Origin of the sequence: Citrobacter sp. wls615 (genome assembly GCF_005281355.1) — a bacterium.
GTDB classification, from domain to species: Bacteria; Pseudomonadota; Gammaproteobacteria; order Enterobacterales; family Enterobacteriaceae; genus Citrobacter; species Citrobacter werkmanii.
This window is the reverse complement of the sequence record NZ_SZXM01000084.1, coordinates 117190-138318: the sequence shown is the minus strand read 5'-3', so window position 1 is coordinate 138318 and position 21129 is coordinate 117190. Positions and strand designations below refer to the sequence as shown.

Sequence of the window (21129 nt, the reverse complement as noted above, 5' to 3'; positions counted from 1 at the left end):
AATGCGAATATTTGTCTATGGCAGTTTACGAACCAAACAAGGCAACAGCCACTGGATGACCAATGCCCTGTTGCTGGGAAATTTCAGTATCGACAACTACCAGTTGTACAGCCTGGGCCACTATCCAGGCGCCGTTCCGGGAAATGGAACAGTACACGGGGAAGTTTATCGTATTGATAACGCCACGCTGGCAGAGCTTGACGCTCTGCGTACCCGTGGTGGTGAATACGCACGCCAGCTAATTCAAACGCCGTACGGAAGTGCATGGATGTACGTGTACCAACGTCCGGTTGATGGCTTAACGCTGATTGAAAGCGGTAACTGGTTAGACAGAGACCAGTACTGATATGAACACGCCACCCTCGGGTGGCGTTGTTTTTCGCTCTTAATTTTTGTTTATCTCATCATTGCGATGAACATTTCCCCACTCACACATCATATCTAAGACCGGAATCAGCGACAGCCCTCTCTTTGAGAGGCTGTACTCGACCTTTGGCGGAATTTGCGGGTACTCGTTTCTGATTATTAATCCATCACTTTCGAGTTCTTTCAGCGTCAGGCTGAGTGTGCGATATGAAATTGTTCCTATACGGCGTTGGAGTTCATTGAATCTCAGGATGGGACTGGTCCCCGTCAACGAGTAGAGAATGATCATTTTATATTTTCCGCTCACCAGTGAAAGCGTGTAGGCAAACCCGGTATCCCCCAAAAGTTCGCACGGGGAAGTGACTCTCTCTTCGTTCATTACACTAACCTTTTGTATAGTATATATCAACAATGACAGTATTGTACTTTAAAATAATTATAATTATGATGCAAACATCAAATAAATACTGAATGGTTCAGTAAATTATGGAGGATTTTATTTGAAAACACTCATTGTTGTTGTTCATCCCAATTTTAATAACTCTGTTATAAATAAACGCTGGGCAGATGAACTCGCTAAATATCCTGACTTATTTACGGTTCATCATCTTTATCAAGCCTATGCTGATGGTATTATTGATGTTGAACGTGAGCAGAAGTTAATTGAACAACATGATAGTATTATTCTACAGTTTCCACTGTACTGGTTTAATTGCCCTCCCTTACTGAAAAAATGGCTGGATGAGGTATTCACTTACGGCTGGGCATATGGCTCAACAAGCCGTCATGCCTTCAAAGGTCGCAAGTTTTCACTGGCGGTGAGTGCGGGCATTAAAGAGTCGGATTTTTCACATGATGGACGCTATCAGTATTCAATGCAGGAAATACTTTTGCCATTTGAAATGACAGCGAAATATGTCGGGGCAAATTACTTGCCATTCCACGCTTTTTACGGCGCAGAGGATAAATTTTCACAGGAAGAATTAGAGAAAAATGTGAGAGAGTATATTGATTATCTGCGCTCTTTTTAATTATTTCCTCAGTATAAAATTGCACACGATGAGTTGCCAGAGCTTTAATTAAAAAAAAGCCCCGATATTTATCGGGGCTTAGTCATGTGCGATCTTACTTCTTCGCGCGCTCGAAGGATGCAACGATTTCAGCTTTAGCGGCTTCAGCGTTGTCCCAACCGTCAACTTTTACCCATTTGCCTGCTTCGAGATCTTTGTAATGCTCGAAGAAGTGGGTGATCTGCGCTTTCAGCAGTTCCGGCAGGTCGGACACATCTTTGATGTGATCGTATTCTTTGCTCAGCTTGGTGTGCGGTACCGCAACCAGTTTCGCATCTTCACCGGATTCGTCGGTCATTTTCAGAACGCCAACCGGACGGCAGCGGATCACTGAACCAGGCTCCAGCGGGTACGGAGTCGGGACCAGAACGTCAACCGGATCGCCATCCAGAGACAGGGTGTGGTTGATGTAACCGTAGTTGCACGGATAGAACATCGCGGTGGACATGAAGCGGTCAACGAACAGGGCGCCGCTCTCTTTGTCAACTTCGTATTTGATCGGATCTGCGTTGGCAGGGATCTCGATAACAACGTAGATATCTTCCGGCAGGTCTTTACCGGCAGGGACGTTGAGTAAGCTCATGTCTGTTTCCTTTAAATAAGCTATGGCAAACAAGTGGCGGGTATTATAGCCAACTCGCGCGGAATGTCTCCGCTTGTTTTCGCTTTCTCTACTCCCATTTTCTTCTTTTTGCTCCTCTCTGGTGACAGAAAAATCCATATCTTCAGCTGCATTTTTCATAGTGATATGAAAGCGATTACAAACTTGTGATTAACGTTTTATTTACTTTTTTGAAGTGTGATGTAACGCAATCCGTTACATGCTCAATTGTCTATAGTTTTTTCGCGACGGTTTATTAACCAACAATAATCACCCTACGAGGACGCACTTATGTGGAAGCGCTTACTTATAGTCACAGCAGTTTCGGCAGCCATGTCGTCTATGGCAATAGCAGCCCCTTTAACCGTAGGATTTTCGCAGGTTGGCTCTGAATCCGGCTGGCGCGCCGCAGAAACCAACGTCGCGAAAAGCGAGGCCGAAAAGCGGGGAATTACGCTGAAAATCGCTGATGGCCAGCAAAAGCAGGAAAACCAGATTAAAGCAGTCCGCTCATTTGTTGCGCAGGGCGTCGACGCTATCTTTATTGCGCCGGTCGTGGCAACGGGTTGGGAGCCGGTTTTAAAAGAAGCTAAAGATGCCGACATTCCGGTCTTTTTGCTCGATCGTTCCATCGATGTAAAAGACAAATCTCTCTATATGACCACCGTCACCGCTGACAACGTGCTGGAAGGCAAATTGATCGGCGACTGGCTGATTAAACAAGTGGACGGCAAGCCGTGTAACGTCGTTGAGCTGCAAGGGACCGTCGGGGCCAGCGTGGCGATCGATCGTAAAAAAGGCTTTGCTGAAGCTATCGCTAACGCGCCAAACATCAAAATTATTCGCTCTCAGTCCGGCGACTTCACCCGCAGTAAAGGGAAAGAAGTGATGGAGAGCTTTATCAAAGCGGAAAACAACGGCAAGAACATCTGTATGGTTTACGCCCACAACGATGACATGGTGATCGGTGCGATTCAGGCGATCAAAGAAGCGGGCCTGAAACCTGGCAAAGATATTCTCACCGGTTCTATCGATGGCGTACCGGATATCTACAAAGCGATGATTGACGGTGAAGCCAACGCCAGCGTCGAGCTGACGCCAAATATGGCTGGCCCGGCATTCGACGCGCTGGAGAAATTCAAAAAAGACGGCACGATGCCTGAGAAGCTGACCATTACCAAGTCGATCCTCTATCTGCCGGATACGGCGAAAGAAGAGTTAGAGAAGAAGAAAAACATGGGCTACTAGTTTTGCTGTCGGTCTTGCGTAGGCCGGATAAGGCGTTACGCCGCCATCCGGCATTTATTGCCTGATGGCGCTGCGCTTATCAGTCCTACGAAACGCCGTGATTTCGTAACGGAGGAATGCCATGACCACCGACCAACATCAGGAAATCCTCCGCACCGAAGGATTAAGCAAATTCTTTCCCGGCGTCAAAGCGTTGGATAACGTGGATTTCAGCTTGCGTCGTGGCGAGATTATGGCGCTGCTGGGAGAAAACGGAGCCGGCAAATCGACGCTCATCAAAGCGCTGACCGGCGTTTACCATGCCGATCGCGGCACTATCTGGCTCGAAGGCCAACCGATCTCTCCCAAAAATACCGCCCATGCCCAACAACTGGGCATTGGCACCGTGTACCAGGAAGTGAACCTGCTGCCCAATATGTCGGTTGCCGATAACTTATTTATTGGCCGTGAACCGCGGCGTTTTGGCCTGCTTCAGCGCAAGCAAATGGAAAAACGCGCGACGGAGCTGATGGCGTCATACGGTTTTTCCCTCGACGTACGCGAGCCGCTGAACCGCTTTTCCGTGGCGATGCAACAGATCGTCGCCATCTGTCGGGCAATCGATCTCTCCGCGAAAGTGCTGATCCTCGATGAGCCGACTGCCAGCCTTGATACCCAGGAAGTTGAAATGCTGTTTGGTCTGATGCGACATCTGCGCGATCGCGGCGTCAGTCTGATCTTCGTCACCCACTTTCTCGATCAGGTTTATCAGGTCAGCGATCGCATTACCGTCCTGCGTAACGGCGGCTTCGTTGGCTGCCGTAAAACCCGCGAGCTGCCTCAGATCGAACTGGTCAAAATGATGCTGGGCCGCGAACTGGATACCCATGCGCTACAGCGTGCGGGCCGCACCTTGCTGAGTGATAAACCGGTGGCGGCATTCAGCGGCTTTGGCAAAAAAGGCACCATCGCGCCGTTTGATCTGCAGGTGCGTCCAGGTGAGATCGTCGGTCTCGCCGGACTTCTGGGATCCGGGCGAACGGAAACGGCGGAGGTGATCTTCGGTATTAAACCCGCCGACAGCGGAAGTGCGCTGATCAAAGGCAAACCGCAGACTTTGCGATCGCCGCATCAGGCTTCGTGTCTGGGGATCGGTTTCTGTCCGGAGGATCGCAAAACGGATGGCATTATTGCCGCCGCCTCGGTGCGGGAAAACATTATTCTGGCGTTGCAGGCGCAGCGTGGCTGGCTGCGGCCTATCCCGCGGAAAGAACAAAACGAGATTGCCGAGCGGTTTATCCGCCAGCTCGGAATTCGCACCCCCAACGCTGAGCAGCCGATCGAATTTCTCTCCGGCGGCAATCAGCAAAAAGTACTGCTCTCGCGCTGGTTACTGACCAAACCGCAGTTCCTGATCCTCGATGAACCCACGCGTGGGATCGACGTTGGCGCGCATGCGGAGATCATCCGCCTGATCGAAACGCTGTGCGCGGATGGTCTGGCGCTGCTGGTCATTTCATCCGAACTGGAAGAGTTAGTGGGCTATGCCGATCGGGTCATTATTATGCGCGATCGCAAACAGGTGGCCGAGATCCCACTGGCTGAACTGTCCGTACCGGCGATCATGAACGCCATTGCGGCCTAAGGAGACTATGGTGATGCCTCAATCTCTCCCTCAATCCAATCCGCCTAAACGGCGGTTCCGTTGGCCAAAGGGGATGCCACAGCTGGTGGCGTTACTGCTGGTGCTGCTGGTGGATAGCCTGGTCGCCCCGCACTTCTACCAGGTGATTTTGCAGGATGGTCGTCTGTTTGGTAGCCCGATTGATATTCTCAACCGCGCCGCTCCCGTTGCGCTGTTGGCGATTGGTATGACGCTGGTGATTGCCACCGGCGGCATCGACCTTTCCGTGGGGGCCGTCATGGCTATTGCTGGCGCCACTACCGCGGCGATGACGGTGGCCGGGCACAGTCTGCCGGTGGTGCTGCTTGCCGCCTTAGGCTCCGGCATTCTGGCTGGGCTGTGGAATGGGATTCTGGTGGCCATCCTCAAGATCCAACCGTTTGTCGCCACGCTTATCCTGATGGTGGCCGGGCGTGGAGTGGCGCAGCTTATCACCTCCGGGCAGATCGTCACCTTTAACTCGCCCGAACTGTCATGGTTTGGCAGCGGCTCGCTCTTACTGTTCCCCACGCCGGTAATTATTGCACTGCTCACGCTGGTAGTGTTCTGGCTGCTGACGCGGAAAACGGCGCTGGGTATGTTTATCGAAGCGGTGGGTATCAACATTCGTGCGGCAAAAAACGCCGGGGTGAACACCCGCATTATCGTGATGCTCACCTATGTGCTGAGCGGCCTGTGCGCGGCTATCGCTGGCATTATCGTCACGGCGGATATCCGCGGGGCAGATGCCAATAACGCCGGATTGTGGCTGGAACTGGATGCCATCCTGGCGGTGGTTATCGGCGGCGGTTCGCTGATGGGCGGGCGCTTTAACCTGCTGCTGTCGGTGGTAGGCGCATTGATTATTCAGGGCATGAACACCGGGATTTTGCTGTCGGGCTTCCAGCCGGAACTGAATCAGGTGGTCAAAGCCGTGGTGGTGTTGTGTGTGCTGGTCGTGCAGTCACAACGCTTTATCAGCCTGATAAAAGGAGTGCGTGGTCATGATAAAACGTAATTTACCGCTGATGATCACCCTCGGCGTGTTTGTGCTGGGCTACCTTTACTGCCTGACGCAGTTTCCCGCTTTTGCTTCCACCCGGGTCATCTGCAATATCCTGACCGATAACGCTTTTTTAGGGATTATTGCCGTGGGCATGACCTTCGTGATCCTCTCTGGCGGGATCGACCTTTCCGTTGGCTCGGTGATCGCCTTTACCGGCGTATTTCTGGCGAAGGCCATTGGTTATTGGGGTATTTCCCCGCTGCTGGCGTTCCCTTTGGTTTTGCTGATGGGCTGCGCGTTTGGCGCGTTTATGGGGTTACTGATTGATGCGCTGAAGATCCCGGCATTCATCATTACCCTGGCGGGAATGTTCTTCCTGCGCGGCGTCAGCTATCTGGTCTCAGAAGAATCCATCCCGATTAACCATCCGGTTTATGACACGCTCTCAAGCCTGGCATGGAAAATTCCCGGCGGTGGTCGCCTGAGCGCGATGGGATTGCTGATGCTGGCGGTGGTGGTCATCGGCATCTTTCTGGCGCATCGTACGCGGTTCGGTAATCAGGTTTATGCGATTGGCGGCAACGCCACCTCTGCTAACCTGATGGGGATCTCCACCCGCAGCACCACCATCCGTATTTATATGTTGTCTACCGGTTTGGCTACGCTGGCTGGCATTGTCTTTTCAATTTATACCCAGGCCGGTTATGCGCTGGCGGGCGTCGGTGTCGAGCTGGATGCGATTGCCTCAGTCGTGATTGGCGGTACGCTGTTGAGCGGCGGAGTGGGTACGGTTTTAGGCGCCTTGTTTGGCGTGGCTATTCAGGGGCTGATCCAGACCTATATTAATTTTGACGGCACATTAAGTTCCTGGTGGACCAAGATCGCGATTGGTATTTTATTGTTTATTTTTATTGCCTTACAACGCGGTCTCACGGTGCTTTGGGAAAATCGTCAAAGCTCGCCGGTCACCCGCGTAAGCACGGCGACAACACCAAAGTAACATCATGATTTTTCACAAGACATTTAAATAGCTAAACTTTTTCCGGTTGTAGTCGATAGGTTCTGTACAGGTCTGTTTTAACCCTACAACCGGAAATATAACGATGCCAAAATCCCTTTCAATTCGATCAAGTTTGTTGGTGTTATTGTCTTTGCTGACGTTCCTTCTGTTACTGACCGGTGGTATGGGGCTATATGCCTCTACGCGCGTCATTACCTCATTGATCTATCACGGTATTATGAGCGCTGCGATGTTGGCTGCTATCGCATTGCTGGCGGTTATTTGGTTTATGCTGCGAAATAAGTTTCTCAAACCGTTGGATACCATGGTTGAGCAACTGGAACGCCTGGCAACGGGGGACTTATCGCCGGTTGCCACGCTGTCGGCCAGCGCCGAATTCAATCGCCTGAACGCGGCAATGGATGACATGCGCCATGCGCTGGGCGACTCGGTACAGCGCGTACGCGATGCCAGTTCGCAAATTGATATTGGCAGTCGTGAACTGACGGCTGGGAACCAGCATCTGGCGCAACGCACTGAATCAACGGCCACTTCGCTGGAGCAGACCGCCGCCAGCATGGAAGAACTCACGGCGACGGTGAAACAGAATGCGCAGAATGCGGAACAGGCGCACCAGCTGGCAAAATCGGTGTCGGATACCGCCGATCGCGGCAGCGAGATGGTGTGCTATGTGATCGAGAAAATGCGCGATATTTCCGGCAGTTCCAGCCGAATCGCCGACATCCTCAGCGTGATTGATGGCATTGCTTTCCAGACCAATATTCTGGCGCTCAATGCCTCCGTTGAAGCGGCGCGAGCCGGTGAGCAAGGACGGGGTTTTGCGGTTGTTGCAGGTGAAGTACGTAATCTGGCCAGCCGCAGTGCCGAAGCGGCAAAAGAGATCCGCGCGTTAATCAGCGATTCGCACACCCACGTCGGTGAAGGCAGCGAGCTGGCGCAGCAGGCGGGTGAAACCATGGATGAAATTGCTACTGAAGTGATGCGCATGACTAAGCTGATGCGTGAAATCGCCAGTGCGTCCCAGGAACAGAGTCGCGGCATAGAGCAGGTGAATATCGCGGTGATGCAGATGGATGAAACGGCGCAGCAAAATGCGGCACTGGTACAGCAGTCTTCAGCGGCTACCCGCTCGCTGGAAGAACAGTCACATGCGCTGCTGGAGGCGATGGCGGCGTTTAAGCTACAGACAGCGTAACCGAACGTAGGCCTGATAAGGCGAAGCCGCCATCAGGTAATGTCACTGCATCATGCCGGATGGCGCTTCGCTTATCCGGCCTACAATGTGCAGTAGGCCGGGAAATTGCGCTTACGCGTCCGGGAACTCGCGGATAAAGCGTTCTACATCTTCGACCATATGGTCGTTGCCCACGAAGAAGGAGCGGCGCTGGTGCAGGCTTTCCGGAATGATATCCAGAATACGCTCTTTACCATCGCTGGCTTTGCCGCCCGCCTGCTCGGCCAGGAAGGCCATCGGGTTGCATTCGTACAGCAGACGCAGTTTCCCTTGCGGGTGGCTGGCGGTGCTTGGGTACAAGTAGATTCCTCCCTTCAGCAGATTGCGATGGAAATCCGCAACCAGAGAGCCAATGTAGCGTGAGGTATACGGGCGCTGGGTTGGCTTATCTTCTTCCTGGCAGAACTTAATGTACTTCTTCACGCCGTTCGGGAATTTGATGTAGTTGCCTTCGTTAATGGAGTACGTGCTGCCTTTCGCCGGGAAGCGCATACGTTCCTGGCTGAGGCAGAATACGCCCAGAGAAGGATCGTAGGTGAAGGCGTGTACGCCACAGCCGGTGGTATACACCAGCATGGTGGAAGAACCATAAACAACGTAGCCCGCAGCAACCTGCTTGTTGCCCGGCTGCAGGAAATCCTCTTCCGTAACCGGTGTGCCGACTGGGGTTACGCGGCGGTAAATAGAGAAAATAGTACCGACAGAGACGTTAACATCGATGTTGGATGAGCCATCCAGCGGATCCATTAGCACAACATATTTTGCGTGTTCGCAGCCTTCGAAGACGACGATTTCATCTTCTTCTTCCGAGGCGATGCCCGCCACAATGTCGCGCGCCTTCAGTGCAGCTTTCAGTTTTTCGTTCGCGAACAGATCGAGTTTCTGCTGAACCTCTCCCTGCACGTTCTCAGCACCGCTGGCACCCAGGATATCGACCAGACCGGCCTTGTTGATATCGCGGTGGATGATCTTGGCGCCCAGCTTTATTGCCGACAACAAAGCAGTGAGTTCACCGGTAGCATGAGAAAACTCGTGCTGCTTTTCGACAATAAATTCACCTAACGTTTTCATAACACTTTCCCTGCAATTTATGTGGAGTAAAGCGACCGCAACAATATTAACAAATATTTCCATTGTTGCGCTTAGGTGAATCGCGCCAGCAAACTACGGAATATCCTGAAATGCGTTTCTCACTTGCCGGACATGTGCGTAAAATGGCCCCCAGATTAAAAAAGGATAGTGACGTATGCGCATTCATATTTTGGGAATTTGTGGCACTTTCATGGGCGGTCTGGCGATGCTCGCGCGCTCGCTTGGTCATGAAGTAACCGGTTCGGACGCCAATGTGTATCCGCCGATGAGTACCTTACTTGAGAAGCAAGGCATTGATTTGATTCAGGGGTACGATGCCAGCCAGCTCGACCCGCAGCCGGACCTGGTGATCATCGGTAACGCCATGACCCGTGGTAATCCCTGCGTGGAAGCGGTGCTTGAGAAGAACATTCCATACATGTCCGGCCCGCAATGGCTGCATGACTTTGTGCTGCGCGATCGCTGGGTGCTGGCGGTTGCGGGGACGCACGGCAAAACCACCACTGCCGGAATGGCGACCTGGATCCTCGAAGCCTGCGGCTATAAGCCAGGCTTTGTGATCGGTGGCGTTCCGGGCAACTTTGAGGTTTCTGCGCGTCTGGGCGAAAGCGACTTCTTCGTGATTGAGGCGGATGAGTACGACTGCGCCTTCTTCGATAAGCGTTCTAAATTCGTGCATTACTGCCCGCGCACGCTGATCCTCAACAATCTTGAGTTCGATCACGCGGACATCTTTGACGATCTGAAAGCTATTCAGAAACAGTTCCATCACCTGGTGCGTATCGTGCCGGGCCAGGGACGCATCATCTACCCGGAAAACGACATCAATCTGAAACAGACGATGGCGATGGGCTGCTGGAGCGAACAAGAGCTGGTGGGCGAACAAGGCCACTGGCAGGCGAAAAAACTCACTACCGATGCCTCCGAGTGGGAAGTGTGGCTGGACGGTGAAAACGTTGGCGTAGTGAAGTGGGGGCTGGTTGGCGAACATAACATGCACAACGGTCTGATGGCGATTGCGGCTGCCCGTCATGTTGGCGTAGTGCCTGCCGACGCGGCGAATGCGCTGGGCTCATTCATCAACGCCCGTCGTCGTCTTGAACTGCGCGGCGAAGCGAACGGCGTGACGGTGTATGACGATTTTGCTCATCACCCGACGGCGATTCTGGCAACGCTTGCTGCACTGCGCGGTAAAGTGGGCGGCACTGCGCGCATTATCGCGGTCCTGGAACCTCGCTCGAACACCATGAAAATGGGCCTGTGCAAAGATGACCTGGCGCCATCGTTAGGTCGTGCGGACGAAGTGTTCCTGCTGCAACCGCCGCACATTCCGTGGCAGGTAGCAGAAGTCGCTGAAGCCTGCGTACAGCCTGCGCACTGGAGCGGCGATGTGGATGCGCTGGCAGATATGGTGGTGAAAACCGCACAGCCAGGCGATCACATCCTGGTGATGAGCAACGGCGGGTTTGGCGGCATTCATCAGAAACTGCTGGATGGCCTGGCGAAGAAAGCTCAGGCAGAAGAAGAGTAAAAAAATGCCCGGTGGCGCTATGCTTACCGGGCCTACGATGCGTTGTAGGCCGGATAAGGTGTTTGCACCGCCATCCGGCACTTTCGGCAGACGAAGAGGTTACGCCTCGTTTTCCGCCAGTTCACGCAGGTACTGGAAAATCTGACGCGCTGATTTCGGCGGCTTGTTGCCCGCTTTTTCTTTCCTGGCGTTACGCACCAGCGAACGCAGTTGCTGACGATCGGCATCAGGCCACAGGTTCATCACTTCTTCGATGGCTTCATCGCTACCGTCAACCATACGGTCACGCAGTTGCTCCAGCTTATGGAAGACAACGACCTGCTGGTTGTGGCGGTTTTTCAGCTTGTCCAGCGCCTGACGGATAGGATCAACATCGCGCTGGCGCAACATTTTGCCAATCAGCTGCAGCTGGCGGCGGCGACCTTCCATCTTAATGCGCTGGGCCAGCTCAATGGCGGCACGTAAATCCGCGTCGAGCGGGATTTTATCCAGCGCGTTTTTCCCCAGTTCTACCAGTTCCACACCCAGGCGTTTTAACTCCTCGGCGTCACGTTTTATTTCACTTTTACTGACCCAGATAATTTCATCGTCTTCGTCTTCGATGTCATCACCGGGAACGTCGTCGAGCCAGTCTTCGGGCTGCTTAGTCATGTCAGGCTCCTAAAAAAAAGAGGCTAATGTTACCAGTTAAGATGCGCACTGAAAAACGGTTCTCTGTTAGACTTCAGAGAAACTCTCTCTACATTATGGCATTTGCGATGAAAGTAATCTCACAAGTTGAAGCGCAGCGTAAGATTCTGGAAGAAGCGGTCTCGACGGCTCTGGAATTAGCGTCAGGTAAGTCGGATGGCGCGGAAGTCGCTGTTAGCAAGACCACGGGTATTAGCGTCAGCACCCGTTATGGTGAAGTGGAGAACGTAGAATTCAATAGCGATGGCGCGCTGGGGATTACGGTTTATCACCAGAACCGTAAGGGCAGCGCATCCTCCACCGATTTAAGTCCGCAGGCGATTGCCCGTACCGTCCAGGCCGCGCTGGACATTGCACGCTACACTTCGCCGGATCCGTGCGCGGGCGTGGCAGATAAAGAACTGCTGGCCTTTGATGCGCCCGATTTGGACCTGTTCCACCCTGCGGACGTTTCCCCTGACGAAGCCATCGAACTGGCTGCTCGTGCTGAACAGGCGGCGCTGCAGGCTGATAAGCGTATCACCAATACCGAAGGCGGCAGCTTTAACAGCCACTATGGCATCAAAGTGTTTGGCAACAGCCATGGCATGCTGCAGGGCTACTGCTCCACGCGTCATTCCCTTTCCAGCTGCGTGATCGCGGAAGAAAATGGCGATATGGAGCGTGATTACGCTTACACCATTGGCCGGGCGATGGGCGATCTGCAAACGCCGGAATGGGTAGGGGCAGACTGCGCGCGCCGTACCTTATCTCGCCTGTCTCCGCGTAAGCTTTCCACCATGAAAGCGCCGGTCATTTTCGCCAATGAAGTGGCGACCGGACTGTTCGGACACCTGGTCGGCGCGATTGCTGGTGGCTCCGTATATCGCAAATCTACCTTCCTGCTGGACTCGCTGGGCAAACAAATTCTGCCGGAATGGTTGACCATTGAAGAGCATCCACATCTGCTGAAAGGACTGGCCTCCTCGCCATTTGACAGCGAAGGCGTACGCACAGAGCGCCGTGACATTATTAAAGACGGCATTTTGACCCAGTGGCTGCTGACCAACTACTCTGCCCGTAAGCTGGGGCTGAAGAGCACCGGTCATGCGGGCGGGATTCACAACTGGCGTATTCCTGGACAAGGTCTAAGCTTCGAGCAGATGCTCAAAGAGATGGGCACGGGTCTGGTGGTGACTGAGCTGATGGGGCAGGGCGTAAGCGGCATTACCGGCGATTACTCGCGCGGCGCGGCGGGCTTCTGGGTCGAAAACGGCGAAATTCAGTACCCGGTGAGTGAAATTACCATCGCCGGTAACTTAAAAGAGATGTGGCGTAATATCGTCACCGTCGGCAACGATATTGAAACGCGCAGTAATATTCAGTGTGGTTCGGTCCTGTTGCCGGAGATGAAGATCGCCGGGCAATAATACCCGTCATACTTCAAGCTGTGGCGTGAATTATTGAGGGTATCTGGCGTTTGTTTATTTTTGAATAATAAAAAAGGAAGTGAGCAATGCGTAAACACCTGTTAGCGATCGTCGCAGCTTCAACGCTGGTTCTTGGTTCTTCTGCGTTTGCGGCCGATCTTGATGACGATATGGGGATCCTCAACGACAACCTGAAAATCGTCGAAAAAACGGATAATGCGACTGAGCTGAAAGACGCGTTAACCAAAATGCGTGCAGCCGCGCTGGATGCGCAAAAGGGAACGCCGCCGAAGCTGGAAAACAAATCCCCGGACAGCCCGGAGATGAAGGATTTCCGCCACGGCTTTGACACGCTGATCGGTCAGATCGACGGCGCGTTGAAGCTGGCGAACGAAGGTAAAGTCAAAGAGGCGAAAGCCGTTGCAGAAGACCTGAAAAAAACACGCAACGAAAACCACAAGAAGTTCCGTTAATCTGCTCTGTCCGGCCTGCATAATCGTAGGTCGGATAAGACGCCAAAGGCTATCCCCGTCACATTTTTTCAACTTTAGAGTTAGAGAAATCATTTGTTGAACTGGTTTTTTTCTGCTCATCTCTTGCGATACCCGTCACAGTTTCCCGCCACTAAAGCGCAAATATCGCCTTTTCTGCGGCATAGATCACTATCGCTGCGCCTCTTTCCACTTCGAAGTGGAAAACAACTCGCTACAAACTTTTAACCCCCGCCGCTAATTTACCCTCAGAGCCATTAGTGGGGTAAGACGAGTGAATAACGGAGCTGTAATGAATGACATGGGGGAATCGGTTGAACTGGCCGACCGCATGCTGGCGCAAGTGTATGCCTTGCTGCGTGAACGCCACATTATTCCCAACGCTGTACAGGAACAGATGCTTACGTCGCATGTTCGCGCGATGGCGCACCGCTCGGTAACGGGTGAACCCTTACCAGAAGTCGATGCCAGCTTGTTTGATGAAATATCTGCCGAATCAATGGCGCTTGCCCGCGACGTGGTCGCTGAGTTTGGCAATCTTCCTGAGGAAGAGGCCTGGCTGCTGTCGGTGCACTTCGAAGTCGCGAAAGACAACCTGTAAGGAGCAAAAGATGGAACAAATTACCGTAGTGATTGGCGATCGTCTGGGTAAAGGCCAGAAAGTGGCGGCAGGCGTTGAGAAAGCGGGTGGCCGAGCGGTCGTGGTGCCGGGTGTGGCGGCAGATATGAAGCTGGGCGATGTCATGAAAGCGGAAAACGCCACTTTTGGGATCTCGTTTTGCGGCAGCGGCGGGGCGGGCGCGATTACCGCGCAAACCAAATATGGCTACAAGGCGAAATATGGTATGCGCTCGGTCGATGAAGGGGTAACCGCCATCAATGAAGGCTGCAACGTGCTGGGGTTCGGTTTTATGGACAAAGAAGAACTCGGTGAGCGCCTGGTACAGGCGTGGCAAAAGAAATACGGCGCTTAAGCATGAAAGAGCAATTCACCACCACGGTGAGAGTCACGGGCAAGGGGGAGGCCAAAGCGCGCGCCTTTGCCGATGCTCTGAACCACGTTCAGGCTGCGGTGATGAAAGCGTCCCCGCATATCTTACTGCGTATTGAGCCACAGGATGTGCAGGTTGTTCAAGCGCGTGAAACGGTGCGCAAAGAGGTGTTTTTGTTCCTCTTCCTGCGCCGGGAAAGACGCACCTTCAGCGTGGAGCTGGACGTGACCGTCAACGTGACTGCCATCAATCTCAACAAGGTGGATTTCGTTACGCAACGCTGATTCTTTATTAAAAGGCATAATTATGTTCCTGATAATATTAATAAAATCGCTCATCATCGGCGGCCTGGTTGGCGTCGGTGTCGGCGCTGGGGCTGCACGCATGTTTCATGCGCCGACAACTCAAGGGATGGGCGCGTTTCGTACTCTGGGAGAACTGAATTCCTGTGAAGGGGATCCGGCTTCTCACTTCTCGTTCGGCCTGGGCTTTTTCTTTAACGCCTGGGCTTCTTCCGTTGCCGCAGGGGCGTTCACGCAGGACGTCGACCATCGCATTATCCCCAACTGGGGGGCCGCCGCGCTGATGATCAAAAATCGCAACGTTGGTGAAACGCTGCACGATCCTAAGCGCATGGCGATCGCCTGCGGTGTTATCGGCATGATTGTCGTGACCTTCCTGAACCTCACCGCGTCATCCGTACCGGAAGCGCTACAGGTTACTGCCGTTAAGGTGCTGGTGCCCGCGGCTAACCTGCTGGTCAACACCGTGATGCCAGTGATCTTCTGGCTGGCGGCGATTGATGCCGGCAAGAAATCCGGCTTCTGGGCCACCGTTTTCGGTGGTGCAGCACAGCTGATTATGGGCAACGCCGTCCCGGGTCTGGTGCTTGGCATTTTGATCGGCAAAGGTGTTGAAGAGAGCGGCTGGAACCACGTGACGAAAGTGATGATGGTGGCTATCGTCGCGCTGTTCGTCCTGAGCGGATTCTTCCGCGGCTTCGACATGAAGATGATCGAATCCTTCCATCTGACCGTGCCTGACTGGTTGGAACTTATCCACAACTCGCTCAGCGGTAAATAACGGAGGCCATCATGGAACAGAATAAAGGTTTTTGGTTCGCCGACTGGTCATTCCCGATCTTTGTTGGTCTGCTCTCATCCGGCGTGTTTGCCGGAACGCACATGTACTACCTGTACGGTATCGGCGCATTCAACGAAGTGGCGTTCGTGGCGATGTTGAAAGCGGGAATGGACACCGGCTCCTACGGGGCGGTAGCGGCATTTGGCGCCAGCTTCCTGTTTGCCCGCATCATTGAAGGTTCGCTGGTGGGGATTCTGGATATCGGCGGGGCGATCCAGACCGGGGTCGGGTTAGGCGTTCCGGCGCTGCTGTTGGGCGCGGGCATTATCTTCCCGGTCGCCAACTTCGCTGCCTCGCTGGTCACCGGCCTGGTGATTGGTCTGGCGATTGGCTACATCATCATTCTGGCGCGTAAGTTCACCATCAATCAGAGCGACTCAACCTACGGAGCGGACGTGATGATGGGGGCCGGTAACGCTTCTGGCCGCTTCCTCGGTCCCTTGATTATCCTCAGTGCGATGACGGCCTCCATTCCGATTGGCGTCGGTTCACTGCTGGGTGCGCTGCTGTTTTATATCTGGCAAAAACCGATCACCGGCGGGGCGATTCTCGGCGCGATGATCCTCGGTTCCATCTTCCCGATTGCCATTAGCTAACGGTTGATTTGTAGGCCGGATAAAGCGGTTACGCCGCCATCCGGCAAAGGAGAGAACGATGTTTGATTTACTCCTGCGCCATGCGCGTCTGGTCGATGACACGCTGACTAATATTGCCCTTCAGGATGGCAAAATCGCGGCGTTGGGTGACGTTGATGGTCCGGCGCTGAAAACCATTGACCTGCGCGGCGAATGTTACGTTAGCGCGGGTTGGATTGATTCTCACGTTCACTGCTACCCGAAATCGCCGATTTACCATGACGAACCGGACAGTGTGGGTGTTGCCACTGGCGTTACCACCGTGGTGGATGCCGGTAGCACAGGCGCTGATGATATTGACGATTTTTACACGCTGACTCGTGACGCGGCCACCGAGGTTTATGCGCTGCTGAATGTTTCACGCGTTGGGCTTATTGCCCAAAACGAGCTGGCTAACATGGCCAATATTGACGCCGATGCGGTGCGGCAGGCGGTGAAACGTCACCCGGACTTTATCGTCGGCCTGAAGGCGCGCATGAGCAGCAGTGTGGTAGGGGTTAACGGCATCACGCCGCTGGAGCGCGCCAAAGCGATGCAGGCCCAGAACGGTGGCCTGCCGCTGATGGTGCACATCGGCAACAACCCGCCGGATCTGGATGAGATCGCCGAACGCCTCACCGCGGGCGACATTATTACCCACTGCTACAACGGTAAGCCGAACCGCATTCTGACGCCGCAAGGTGAGTTGCGGGCGTCAGTAACGCGGGCGATTTCACGCGGCGTGCGTCTGGACGTTGGGCATGGCACTGCCAGTCTGAGCTTTGCAGTGGCGAAACGCGCCATCAGCCTGGGCATTTTGCCGCACACCATCAGCTCCGATATTTACTGTCGTAACCGTATCAGCGGCCCGGTGCATTCCCTGGCGAATGTAATGTCGAAATTCCTCGCCATTGGCATGTCGCTTCCGCAGGTCATTGAATGCGTTACCGCCCATGCTGCCGATGGTCTGCGCCTGAAACAGAAGGGGCGACTGCAGGTCGGTCTGGATGCCGATTTAACCCTCTTTACGCTGAAACGCCAGCCAACCGTGCTGGTAGATGCCGAAAATGACAGCCTGCAGGCTGAACAACTGCTGGTGCCGCTTGCCGCAATACGTGCGGGCAAGGGCTATATGACCGAACAAGGGAGCGCGGAACATGCCTTCGATTTTTGAAAAATACAATTTAAAACAGGTGATTAACACTTCAGGACGCATGACGGCGCTCGGTGTGTCTACGCCGCGACCCGAAGTGGTTGAGGCCGCAATGGCCGGGATGAACCAATACTTTGAGATGAAAGACCTGGTGAATAAAACCGGTGACTACATCGCGAAATTGCTGGAAGTGGAAGGGGCAACCGTTGTCTCCTGCGCTTCGGCCGGGATTGCCCAGTCGGTCGCGGCTGTGCTGGTTAAAGACAGCGACTGGCTGCTGGAGAACCTGCACGTCACGCCCATCGACAACAACGAAATCGTGTTGCCCAGAGGCCACAACGTCAACTTTGGCGCGCCGGTGGGCACCATGGTAGCGCTTGGCGGCGGCAAGGTCGTAGAAGCCGGTTATGCCAACGAATGTTCCGCAGCGCAGTTAGCGGCAGCCATCACACCGCGCACCGCGGCCATTCTGTATATCAAATCTCACCACTGCGTACAGAAAAGTATGCTCAGCGTGGAGCAGGCTGCGGTGGTGGCGCGCACGCATAATCTACCGCTGATTGTGGACGCGGCGGCGGAAGAAGATTTGCAGTGCTACTACCACGTGGGCGCAGATCTCGTTATCTATAGCGGTGCGAAGGCAATTGAAGGGCCAACCAGCGGTCTGGTGATCGGTAAAACTCAATACGTTGAGTGGGTAAAACGTCAAACGGCGGGTATTGGCCGGGCAATGAAGGTGGGTAAAGAGGGAATACTTGGCCTGACCTGCGCTATTGAACTGTACCTCAATGCGCAGAAAGAGAGCGGTGCGGAAATGGTCGAGAAAATGACGCCGTTTATTAATACCTTGAATCAGCTTCACGGTGTGAGCGCCCGCGTGGTGTGGGACAGTGCAGGGCGCGACATCGCGCGCACGGAAATTAAGTTTGACGAAGCGGTAACCGGGATTGCCACTGGCGAACTGGTCGATGCGCTGAAGCAAGGGGAGTACGCGATTTACTTCCGTGGTTACAAAGCCAACGAAGGCATTATCGAAGCCGATGTGCGTAGCGTCGATCGCGCGCAACTGGAGATTGTGGCCCGTCGAATTGATGAAGTGATTTCGCAGGAGAAAAAAGCATGAAACTGATCCCTAACTTTTATCGCGACCGCGTCTGCCTGAACGTACTGGCAGGCTCCAAAGAAAATGCTCAGGAGATTTACGCGGCTGCGGAAGGGCACGTGCTGGTTGGCGTATTGTCAAAAAATTACCCGGATGTCGCAAGCGCGGTAACGGATATGCGTGAATACGCGGCGCTTATCGACAATGCGCTCTCCGTGGGGCTGGGGGCGGGCGATCCTAACCAGTCGGCGATGGTCAGTGAAATTTCCCGTCAGATGCAACCACAGCATGTTAATCAGGTCTTTACCGGCGTGGCGACCAGTCGTGCGCTATTGGGCCAGCAGGACACGGTGGTCAACGGTCTGGTTTCACCAACCGGTACGCCGGGGCTGGTAAAGATTTCCACCGGTCCGCTAAGCAGCAAAGAACCGGACGGTATTGTGCCGGTAGAAACCGCCATTGCGCTGCTCAAAGATATGGGCGGTAGCTCAATTAAATACTTCCCGATGGGCGGCCTGCAATGCCGTGACGAATACATCGCGGTCGCCCAGGCCTGCGCGCGTCATGACTTCTGGCTGGAGCCAACGGGCGGGATCGATCTGGATAATTTCAGTGAAATCCTGCAGATCGCCCTCGATGCCGGAGTGAGCAAAATCATTCCTCACATCTATAGTTCGATTATTGATAAGGTGAGTGGTAACACCCGTCCGGACGACGTACGCCAACTGATGGCGATGGCCCGGGCCTGCGTAGGTTAATTGACTGATGAGGAAACTGACGTGCGATTCCCCAACCAACGTTTAGCGCAGCTATTTGGCATGTTGCAAAACGAAGCGCTTCCACAGGACGAGCTGGCGCAGCGGTTGTCGGTTTCCACACGCACCGTACGGGCGGACATCACCGCGTTAAACGCGCTGCTCACCCAGTATGGCGCGCAGTTTGTCCTCAGCCGGGGTAACGGTTATCAGCTCAAAATTGACGATCCGGCAAGTTTTCATGCCCTGCAGACGCAGCAGCCCGACACGTTGCTGCGTATCCCACGCACCAGCCAGGAACGGGTTCACTGGCTGATAGCTCGCTTTCTGACGTCGGCCTTTTCGCTGAAGATGGAAGATTTGGCTGATGAATGGTTTATCAGCCGCGCGACGCTGCAAAACGATATGGCTGAGGTGCGCGAGCATCTGCAACGTTATCACCTGACGCTGGAAACGCGCCCCCGTCATGGCATGAAGCTGTTCGGCAGCGAGATGGCGATCCGCGCCTGTTTGACCGATCTGCTGTGGATGCTGGCACAGCAGGATCTGCAGCACCCATTGGTGACCGAAGAAGCATTGAACGCCGGGATCCCTGAGCAACTGCAACCCGTTTTGCAGGACATTTTTTCCCGTTTCCATATCCGCCTGACCGATGAGGGCGAGCTGTTTTTGCGCTTGTACTGCGCGGTGGCAGTACGGCGGATTAGCGAAGGGTATCCGCTACCGGAATTTGCCGCAGAGGAAGCCGATCAATCTGTATGCCTGGCCACGCGGGAAATCGCGGCGGTATTGCATCGGTTGGCGGATAAACCGCTCTCCATTTCTGAAGAGAACTGGCTGCAGGTGCATATTGCCGCCCGTCAGGTTCAGGAGATCGCCCCCAGTGCTATTAATGCGGATGATGATGAAGCGTTGGTCAATTACATCCTGCGTTTTATCAATAGCCAGTACAACTACAACCTGTTGAATGACAAACAGTTACATGCTGACCTGCTGACGCATATTAAAACGATGATCACCCGGGTGCGCTACCAGATAATGATCCCCAATCCGCTACTGGAAAATATTAAACAGCACTATCCGATGGCATGGGATATGACGCTGGCCGCCGTCTCGGGATGGGGCAAATATACGCCGTACACCATCAGTGAAAATGAGATTGGTTTCCTCGTCCTGCATATCGGTGTTGGGCTGGAGCGTAGTTACAACATTGGTTATCAAAGGCAACCGAAAGTTCTGCTGGTATGCGATGCCGGAAATGCGATGGCGCGGATGATTGAAGCGGTGCTGGCGCGTAAATATCCGCAGATAGAAATCGTCGATACCGTGACGCTGCGCGACTACGAACAGCGGGAAAGCATCAGCGAAGACTTCGTGATTTCGACCGCGCGAATCGGAGAAAAAGATAAGCCTGTGGTGATGATTGCGCCGTTCCCTACCGATTATCAACTGGAGCAGATTGGCAAACTGGTGCTGGTCGACAGAACCCGTCCGTGGATGCTGAACAAATTTTTCGATGCCGCCCATTTCCGCGTTATCGATGGCCCAATGGATCAACAAACGTTGTTCAATACATTATGCCGTCAGTTGCAGGATGAAGGCTTTGTCGATGCGGAGTTTCTTGATTCGGTTGTCGAGCGTGAGGCCATCGTCAGCACTATGCTGGGTGACGGCATCGCCCTGCCGCACTCCCTCGGTCTGTTGGCAAAGAAAACGGTGGTCTACACCATCCTCGCCCCGCAGGGAATTGCCTGGGGCGATGAAATGGCGCACGTGATCTTCCTGCTCGCCATCAGCAAAAGCGAATACGAAGAAGCGATGGCTATCTACGATATTTTCGTCACTTTCCTGCGCGAACGCGCCATGACGCGGCTCTGCGCGTGCCGGAATTTCACCGAGTTCAAAACGGTCGCGATGGAGTGCGTGAGTCGTTTTTGAGAGGTGTTATCCAGAGTTCGATGTAATGCGA

23 protein-coding genes are annotated in these 21129 nt (G+C 53.8%); 19 read left to right on the top strand and 4 right to left on the bottom strand.

Annotated features, from left to right (window positions below; all coding sequences use genetic code 11):
• Position 1 precedes the first annotated feature (1 nt).
• Positions 2–346, top strand: coding sequence for a gamma-glutamylcyclotransferase (locus FDX04_RS21315; RefSeq protein ID WP_003025723.1), 345 nt, complete (start codon positions 2–4; stop codon positions 344–346).
• A gap of 39 nt (positions 347–385) precedes the next feature.
• Here FDX04_RS21315 and FDX04_RS21310 read toward each other — a convergent pair whose 3' ends face one another.
• Entirely contained in the window at positions 386–745 is a 360-nt protein-coding gene (locus FDX04_RS21310) for a helix-turn-helix domain-containing protein (protein ID WP_137361571.1), read from the bottom strand.
• Positions 746–866: 121 nt separating this feature from the next.
• Between FDX04_RS21310 and FDX04_RS21305 the strand changes: the two genes are divergently transcribed.
• On the top strand, positions 867–1397 hold the full coding sequence (locus FDX04_RS21305; protein ID WP_137361570.1) for an NAD(P)H-dependent oxidoreductase: 531 nt from the start codon (positions 867–869) through the stop codon (positions 1395–1397).
• Positions 1398–1491: 94 nt separating this feature from the next.
• Here FDX04_RS21305 and ppa read toward each other — a convergent pair whose 3' ends face one another.
• A complete protein-coding gene (ppa, locus tag FDX04_RS21300; protein ID WP_038636623.1) occupies positions 1492–2019 on the bottom strand; it encodes an inorganic diphosphatase in 528 nt (175 codons plus the stop codon).
• Positions 2020–2328: 309 nt separating this feature from the next.
• On the opposite strand from ppa, the gene ytfQ reads away from it, so the two are divergent.
• The 5 genes from ytfQ (at position 2329) to FDX04_RS21275 (ending at position 8149) form a co-directional block, all read left to right on the top strand.
• Entirely contained in the window at positions 2329–3285 is a 957-nt protein-coding gene (gene ytfQ, locus FDX04_RS21295) for a galactofuranose ABC transporter substrate-binding protein YtfQ (protein ID WP_137371447.1), read from the top strand.
• Positions 3286–3406: 121 nt separating this feature from the next.
• On the top strand, positions 3407–4909 hold the full coding sequence (ytfR, locus tag FDX04_RS21290; RefSeq protein ID WP_123268575.1) for a galactofuranose ABC transporter, ATP-binding protein YtfR: 1503 nt from the start codon (positions 3407–3409) through the stop codon (positions 4907–4909).
• Positions 4910–4922: 13 nt separating this feature from the next.
• Positions 4923–5945 (top strand): galactofuranose ABC transporter, ATP-binding protein YtfT, encoded by a 1023-nt coding sequence (gene ytfT, locus FDX04_RS21285; RefSeq protein ID WP_008323019.1) that lies wholly within the window; start codon positions 4923–4925, stop codon positions 5943–5945.
• A complete protein-coding gene (yjfF, locus tag FDX04_RS21280) occupies positions 5932–6933 on the top strand; it encodes a galactofuranose ABC transporter, permease protein YjfF (RefSeq protein ID WP_137371446.1) in 1002 nt (333 codons plus the stop codon). Before ytfT ends, yjfF begins: the two co-directional genes overlap by 14 nt.
• Before the next feature lie 103 nt (positions 6934–7036).
• A complete protein-coding gene (locus FDX04_RS21275) occupies positions 7037–8149 on the top strand; it encodes a methyl-accepting chemotaxis protein (RefSeq protein ID WP_137371445.1) in 1113 nt (370 codons plus the stop codon).
• A gap of 111 nt (positions 8150–8260) precedes the next feature.
• Here the strand turns inward: FDX04_RS21275 and fbp are convergent, their stop codons facing one another.
• Positions 8261–9259: a class 1 fructose-bisphosphatase gene (gene fbp / locus FDX04_RS21270; protein WP_137371444.1), complete on the bottom strand. Its 999-nt coding sequence runs from the start codon at positions 9257–9259 to the stop codon at positions 8261–8263.
• 175 nt (positions 9260–9434) lie between these two features.
• Between fbp and mpl the strand changes: the two genes are divergently transcribed.
• Positions 9435–10811 (top strand): UDP-N-acetylmuramate:L-alanyl-gamma-D-glutamyl-meso-diaminopimelate ligase, encoded by a 1377-nt coding sequence (mpl, locus tag FDX04_RS21265; protein ID WP_016151460.1) that lies wholly within the window; start codon positions 9435–9437, stop codon positions 10809–10811.
• 99 nt (positions 10812–10910) lie between these two features.
• Here mpl and yjgA read toward each other — a convergent pair whose 3' ends face one another.
• On the bottom strand, positions 10911–11462 hold the full coding sequence (gene yjgA / locus FDX04_RS21260) for a ribosome biogenesis factor YjgA (protein ID WP_038636638.1): 552 nt from the start codon (positions 11460–11462) through the stop codon (positions 10911–10913).
• A gap of 95 nt (positions 11463–11557) precedes the next feature.
• Between yjgA and pmbA the strand changes: the two genes are divergently transcribed.
• From pmbA to FDX04_RS21205, 11 genes are all read left to right on the top strand, one after another.
• Positions 11558–12910, top strand: coding sequence for a metalloprotease PmbA (gene pmbA / locus FDX04_RS21255; RefSeq protein WP_038636641.1), 1353 nt, complete (start codon positions 11558–11560; stop codon positions 12908–12910).
• A gap of 86 nt (positions 12911–12996) precedes the next feature.
• Positions 12997–13383: a cytochrome b562 gene (gene cybC / locus FDX04_RS21250; protein WP_042312743.1), complete on the top strand. Its 387-nt coding sequence runs from the start codon at positions 12997–12999 to the stop codon at positions 13381–13383.
• A gap of 310 nt (positions 13384–13693) precedes the next feature.
• Complete coding sequence (locus FDX04_RS21245) at positions 13694–14002, top strand: PRD domain-containing protein (RefSeq protein WP_016151467.1); 309 nt, start codon at positions 13694–13696, stop codon at positions 14000–14002.
• 10 nt (positions 14003–14012) lie between these two features.
• A complete protein-coding gene (locus FDX04_RS21240; RefSeq protein WP_008786042.1) occupies positions 14013–14375 on the top strand; it encodes an SFCGS family glycine-rich protein in 363 nt (120 codons plus the stop codon).
• Positions 14376–14377: 2 nt separating this feature from the next.
• Complete coding sequence (locus FDX04_RS21235) at positions 14378–14677, top strand: DUF4312 family protein (protein WP_137360189.1); 300 nt, start codon at positions 14378–14380, stop codon at positions 14675–14677.
• Positions 14678–14699: 22 nt separating this feature from the next.
• Positions 14700–15476, top strand: a complete 777-nt coding sequence (locus FDX04_RS21230; protein WP_006686375.1) for a DUF4311 domain-containing protein — start codon at positions 14700–14702, stop codon at positions 15474–15476.
• An 11-nt stretch (positions 15477–15487) separates the two neighbouring features.
• Positions 15488–16132 carry a DUF4310 family protein gene (locus FDX04_RS21225; RefSeq protein ID WP_038636652.1) on the top strand — a complete coding sequence of 215 codons (645 nt, stop codon included), beginning with the start codon at positions 15488–15490 and terminating at the stop codon, positions 16130–16132.
• Positions 16133–16190: 58 nt separating this feature from the next.
• The gene (locus FDX04_RS21220) at positions 16191–17324 is read left to right on the top strand and encodes an amidohydrolase/deacetylase family metallohydrolase (RefSeq protein ID WP_137360188.1); all 1134 of its coding nucleotides are present in this window, start codon (positions 16191–16193) and stop codon (positions 17322–17324) included.
• On the top strand, positions 17308–18426 hold the full coding sequence (locus FDX04_RS21215; RefSeq protein ID WP_137360187.1) for a DgaE family pyridoxal phosphate-dependent ammonia lyase: 1119 nt from the start codon (positions 17308–17310) through the stop codon (positions 18424–18426). Before FDX04_RS21220 ends, FDX04_RS21215 begins: the two co-directional genes overlap by 17 nt.
• Positions 18423–19163 (top strand): KDGP aldolase family protein, encoded by a 741-nt coding sequence (locus tag FDX04_RS21210; RefSeq protein ID WP_137360186.1) that lies wholly within the window; start codon positions 18423–18425, stop codon positions 19161–19163. The genes FDX04_RS21215 and FDX04_RS21210 overlap by 4 nt, the downstream gene beginning before the upstream one ends.
• Before the next feature lie 21 nt (positions 19164–19184).
• Positions 19185–21098, top strand: a complete 1914-nt coding sequence (locus tag FDX04_RS21205; protein ID WP_137371443.1) for a BglG family transcription antiterminator — start codon at positions 19185–19187, stop codon at positions 21096–21098.
• Positions 21099–21129: the final 31 nt, after the last annotated feature.

What these genes read in the sequence shown, in the direction of transcription:
- mpl (WP_016151460.1), top strand. Translation starts at nt 9,435, where the DNA reads ATGCGCATTCATATTTTGGGAATTTGTGGCACTTTCATGGGCGGTCTG.
- FDX04_RS21315 (WP_003025723.1), top strand. Translation starts at nt 2, where the DNA reads ATGCGAATATTTGTCTATGGCAGTTTACGAACCAAACAAGGCAACAGC.
- pmbA (WP_038636641.1), top strand. Translation starts at nt 11,558, where the DNA reads ATGGCATTTGCGATGAAAGTAATCTCACAAGTTGAAGCGCAGCGTAAG.
- FDX04_RS21235 (WP_137360189.1), top strand. Translation starts at nt 14,378, where the DNA reads ATGAAAGAGCAATTCACCACCACGGTGAGAGTCACGGGCAAGGGGGAG.
- FDX04_RS21240 (WP_008786042.1), top strand. Translation starts at nt 14,013, where the DNA reads ATGGAACAAATTACCGTAGTGATTGGCGATCGTCTGGGTAAAGGCCAG.
- FDX04_RS21215 (WP_137360187.1), top strand. Translation starts at nt 17,308, where the DNA reads ATGCCTTCGATTTTTGAAAAATACAATTTAAAACAGGTGATTAACACT.
- ppa (WP_038636623.1), bottom strand. Translation starts at nt 2,019, where the DNA reads ATGAGCTTACTCAACGTCCCTGCCGGTAAAGACCTGCCGGAAGATATC.
- FDX04_RS21230 (WP_006686375.1), top strand. Translation starts at nt 14,700, where the DNA reads ATGTTCCTGATAATATTAATAAAATCGCTCATCATCGGCGGCCTGGTT.
- FDX04_RS21220 (WP_137360188.1), top strand. Translation starts at nt 16,191, where the DNA reads ATGTTTGATTTACTCCTGCGCCATGCGCGTCTGGTCGATGACACGCTG.
- FDX04_RS21245 (WP_016151467.1), top strand. Translation starts at nt 13,694, where the DNA reads ATGAATGACATGGGGGAATCGGTTGAACTGGCCGACCGCATGCTGGCG.
- yjfF (WP_137371446.1), top strand. Translation starts at nt 5,932, where the DNA reads ATGATAAAACGTAATTTACCGCTGATGATCACCCTCGGCGTGTTTGTG.
- FDX04_RS21210 (WP_137360186.1), top strand. Translation starts at nt 18,423, where the DNA reads ATGAAACTGATCCCTAACTTTTATCGCGACCGCGTCTGCCTGAACGTA.
- fbp (WP_137371444.1), bottom strand. Translation starts at nt 9,259, where the DNA reads ATGAAAACGTTAGGTGAATTTATTGTCGAAAAGCAGCACGAGTTTTCT.
- ytfQ (WP_137371447.1), top strand. Translation starts at nt 2,329, where the DNA reads ATGTGGAAGCGCTTACTTATAGTCACAGCAGTTTCGGCAGCCATGTCG.
- FDX04_RS21275 (WP_137371445.1), top strand. Translation starts at nt 7,037, where the DNA reads ATGCCAAAATCCCTTTCAATTCGATCAAGTTTGTTGGTGTTATTGTCT.
- FDX04_RS21310 (WP_137361571.1), bottom strand. Translation starts at nt 745, where the DNA reads ATGAACGAAGAGAGAGTCACTTCCCCGTGCGAACTTTTGGGGGATACC.
- ytfT (WP_008323019.1), top strand. Translation starts at nt 4,923, where the DNA reads ATGCCTCAATCTCTCCCTCAATCCAATCCGCCTAAACGGCGGTTCCGT.
- yjgA (WP_038636638.1), bottom strand. Translation starts at nt 11,462, where the DNA reads ATGACTAAGCAGCCCGAAGACTGGCTCGACGACGTTCCCGGTGATGAC.
- ytfR (WP_123268575.1), top strand. Translation starts at nt 3,407, where the DNA reads ATGACCACCGACCAACATCAGGAAATCCTCCGCACCGAAGGATTAAGC.
- FDX04_RS21225 (WP_038636652.1), top strand. Translation starts at nt 15,488, where the DNA reads ATGGAACAGAATAAAGGTTTTTGGTTCGCCGACTGGTCATTCCCGATC.
- cybC (WP_042312743.1), top strand. Translation starts at nt 12,997, where the DNA reads ATGCGTAAACACCTGTTAGCGATCGTCGCAGCTTCAACGCTGGTTCTT.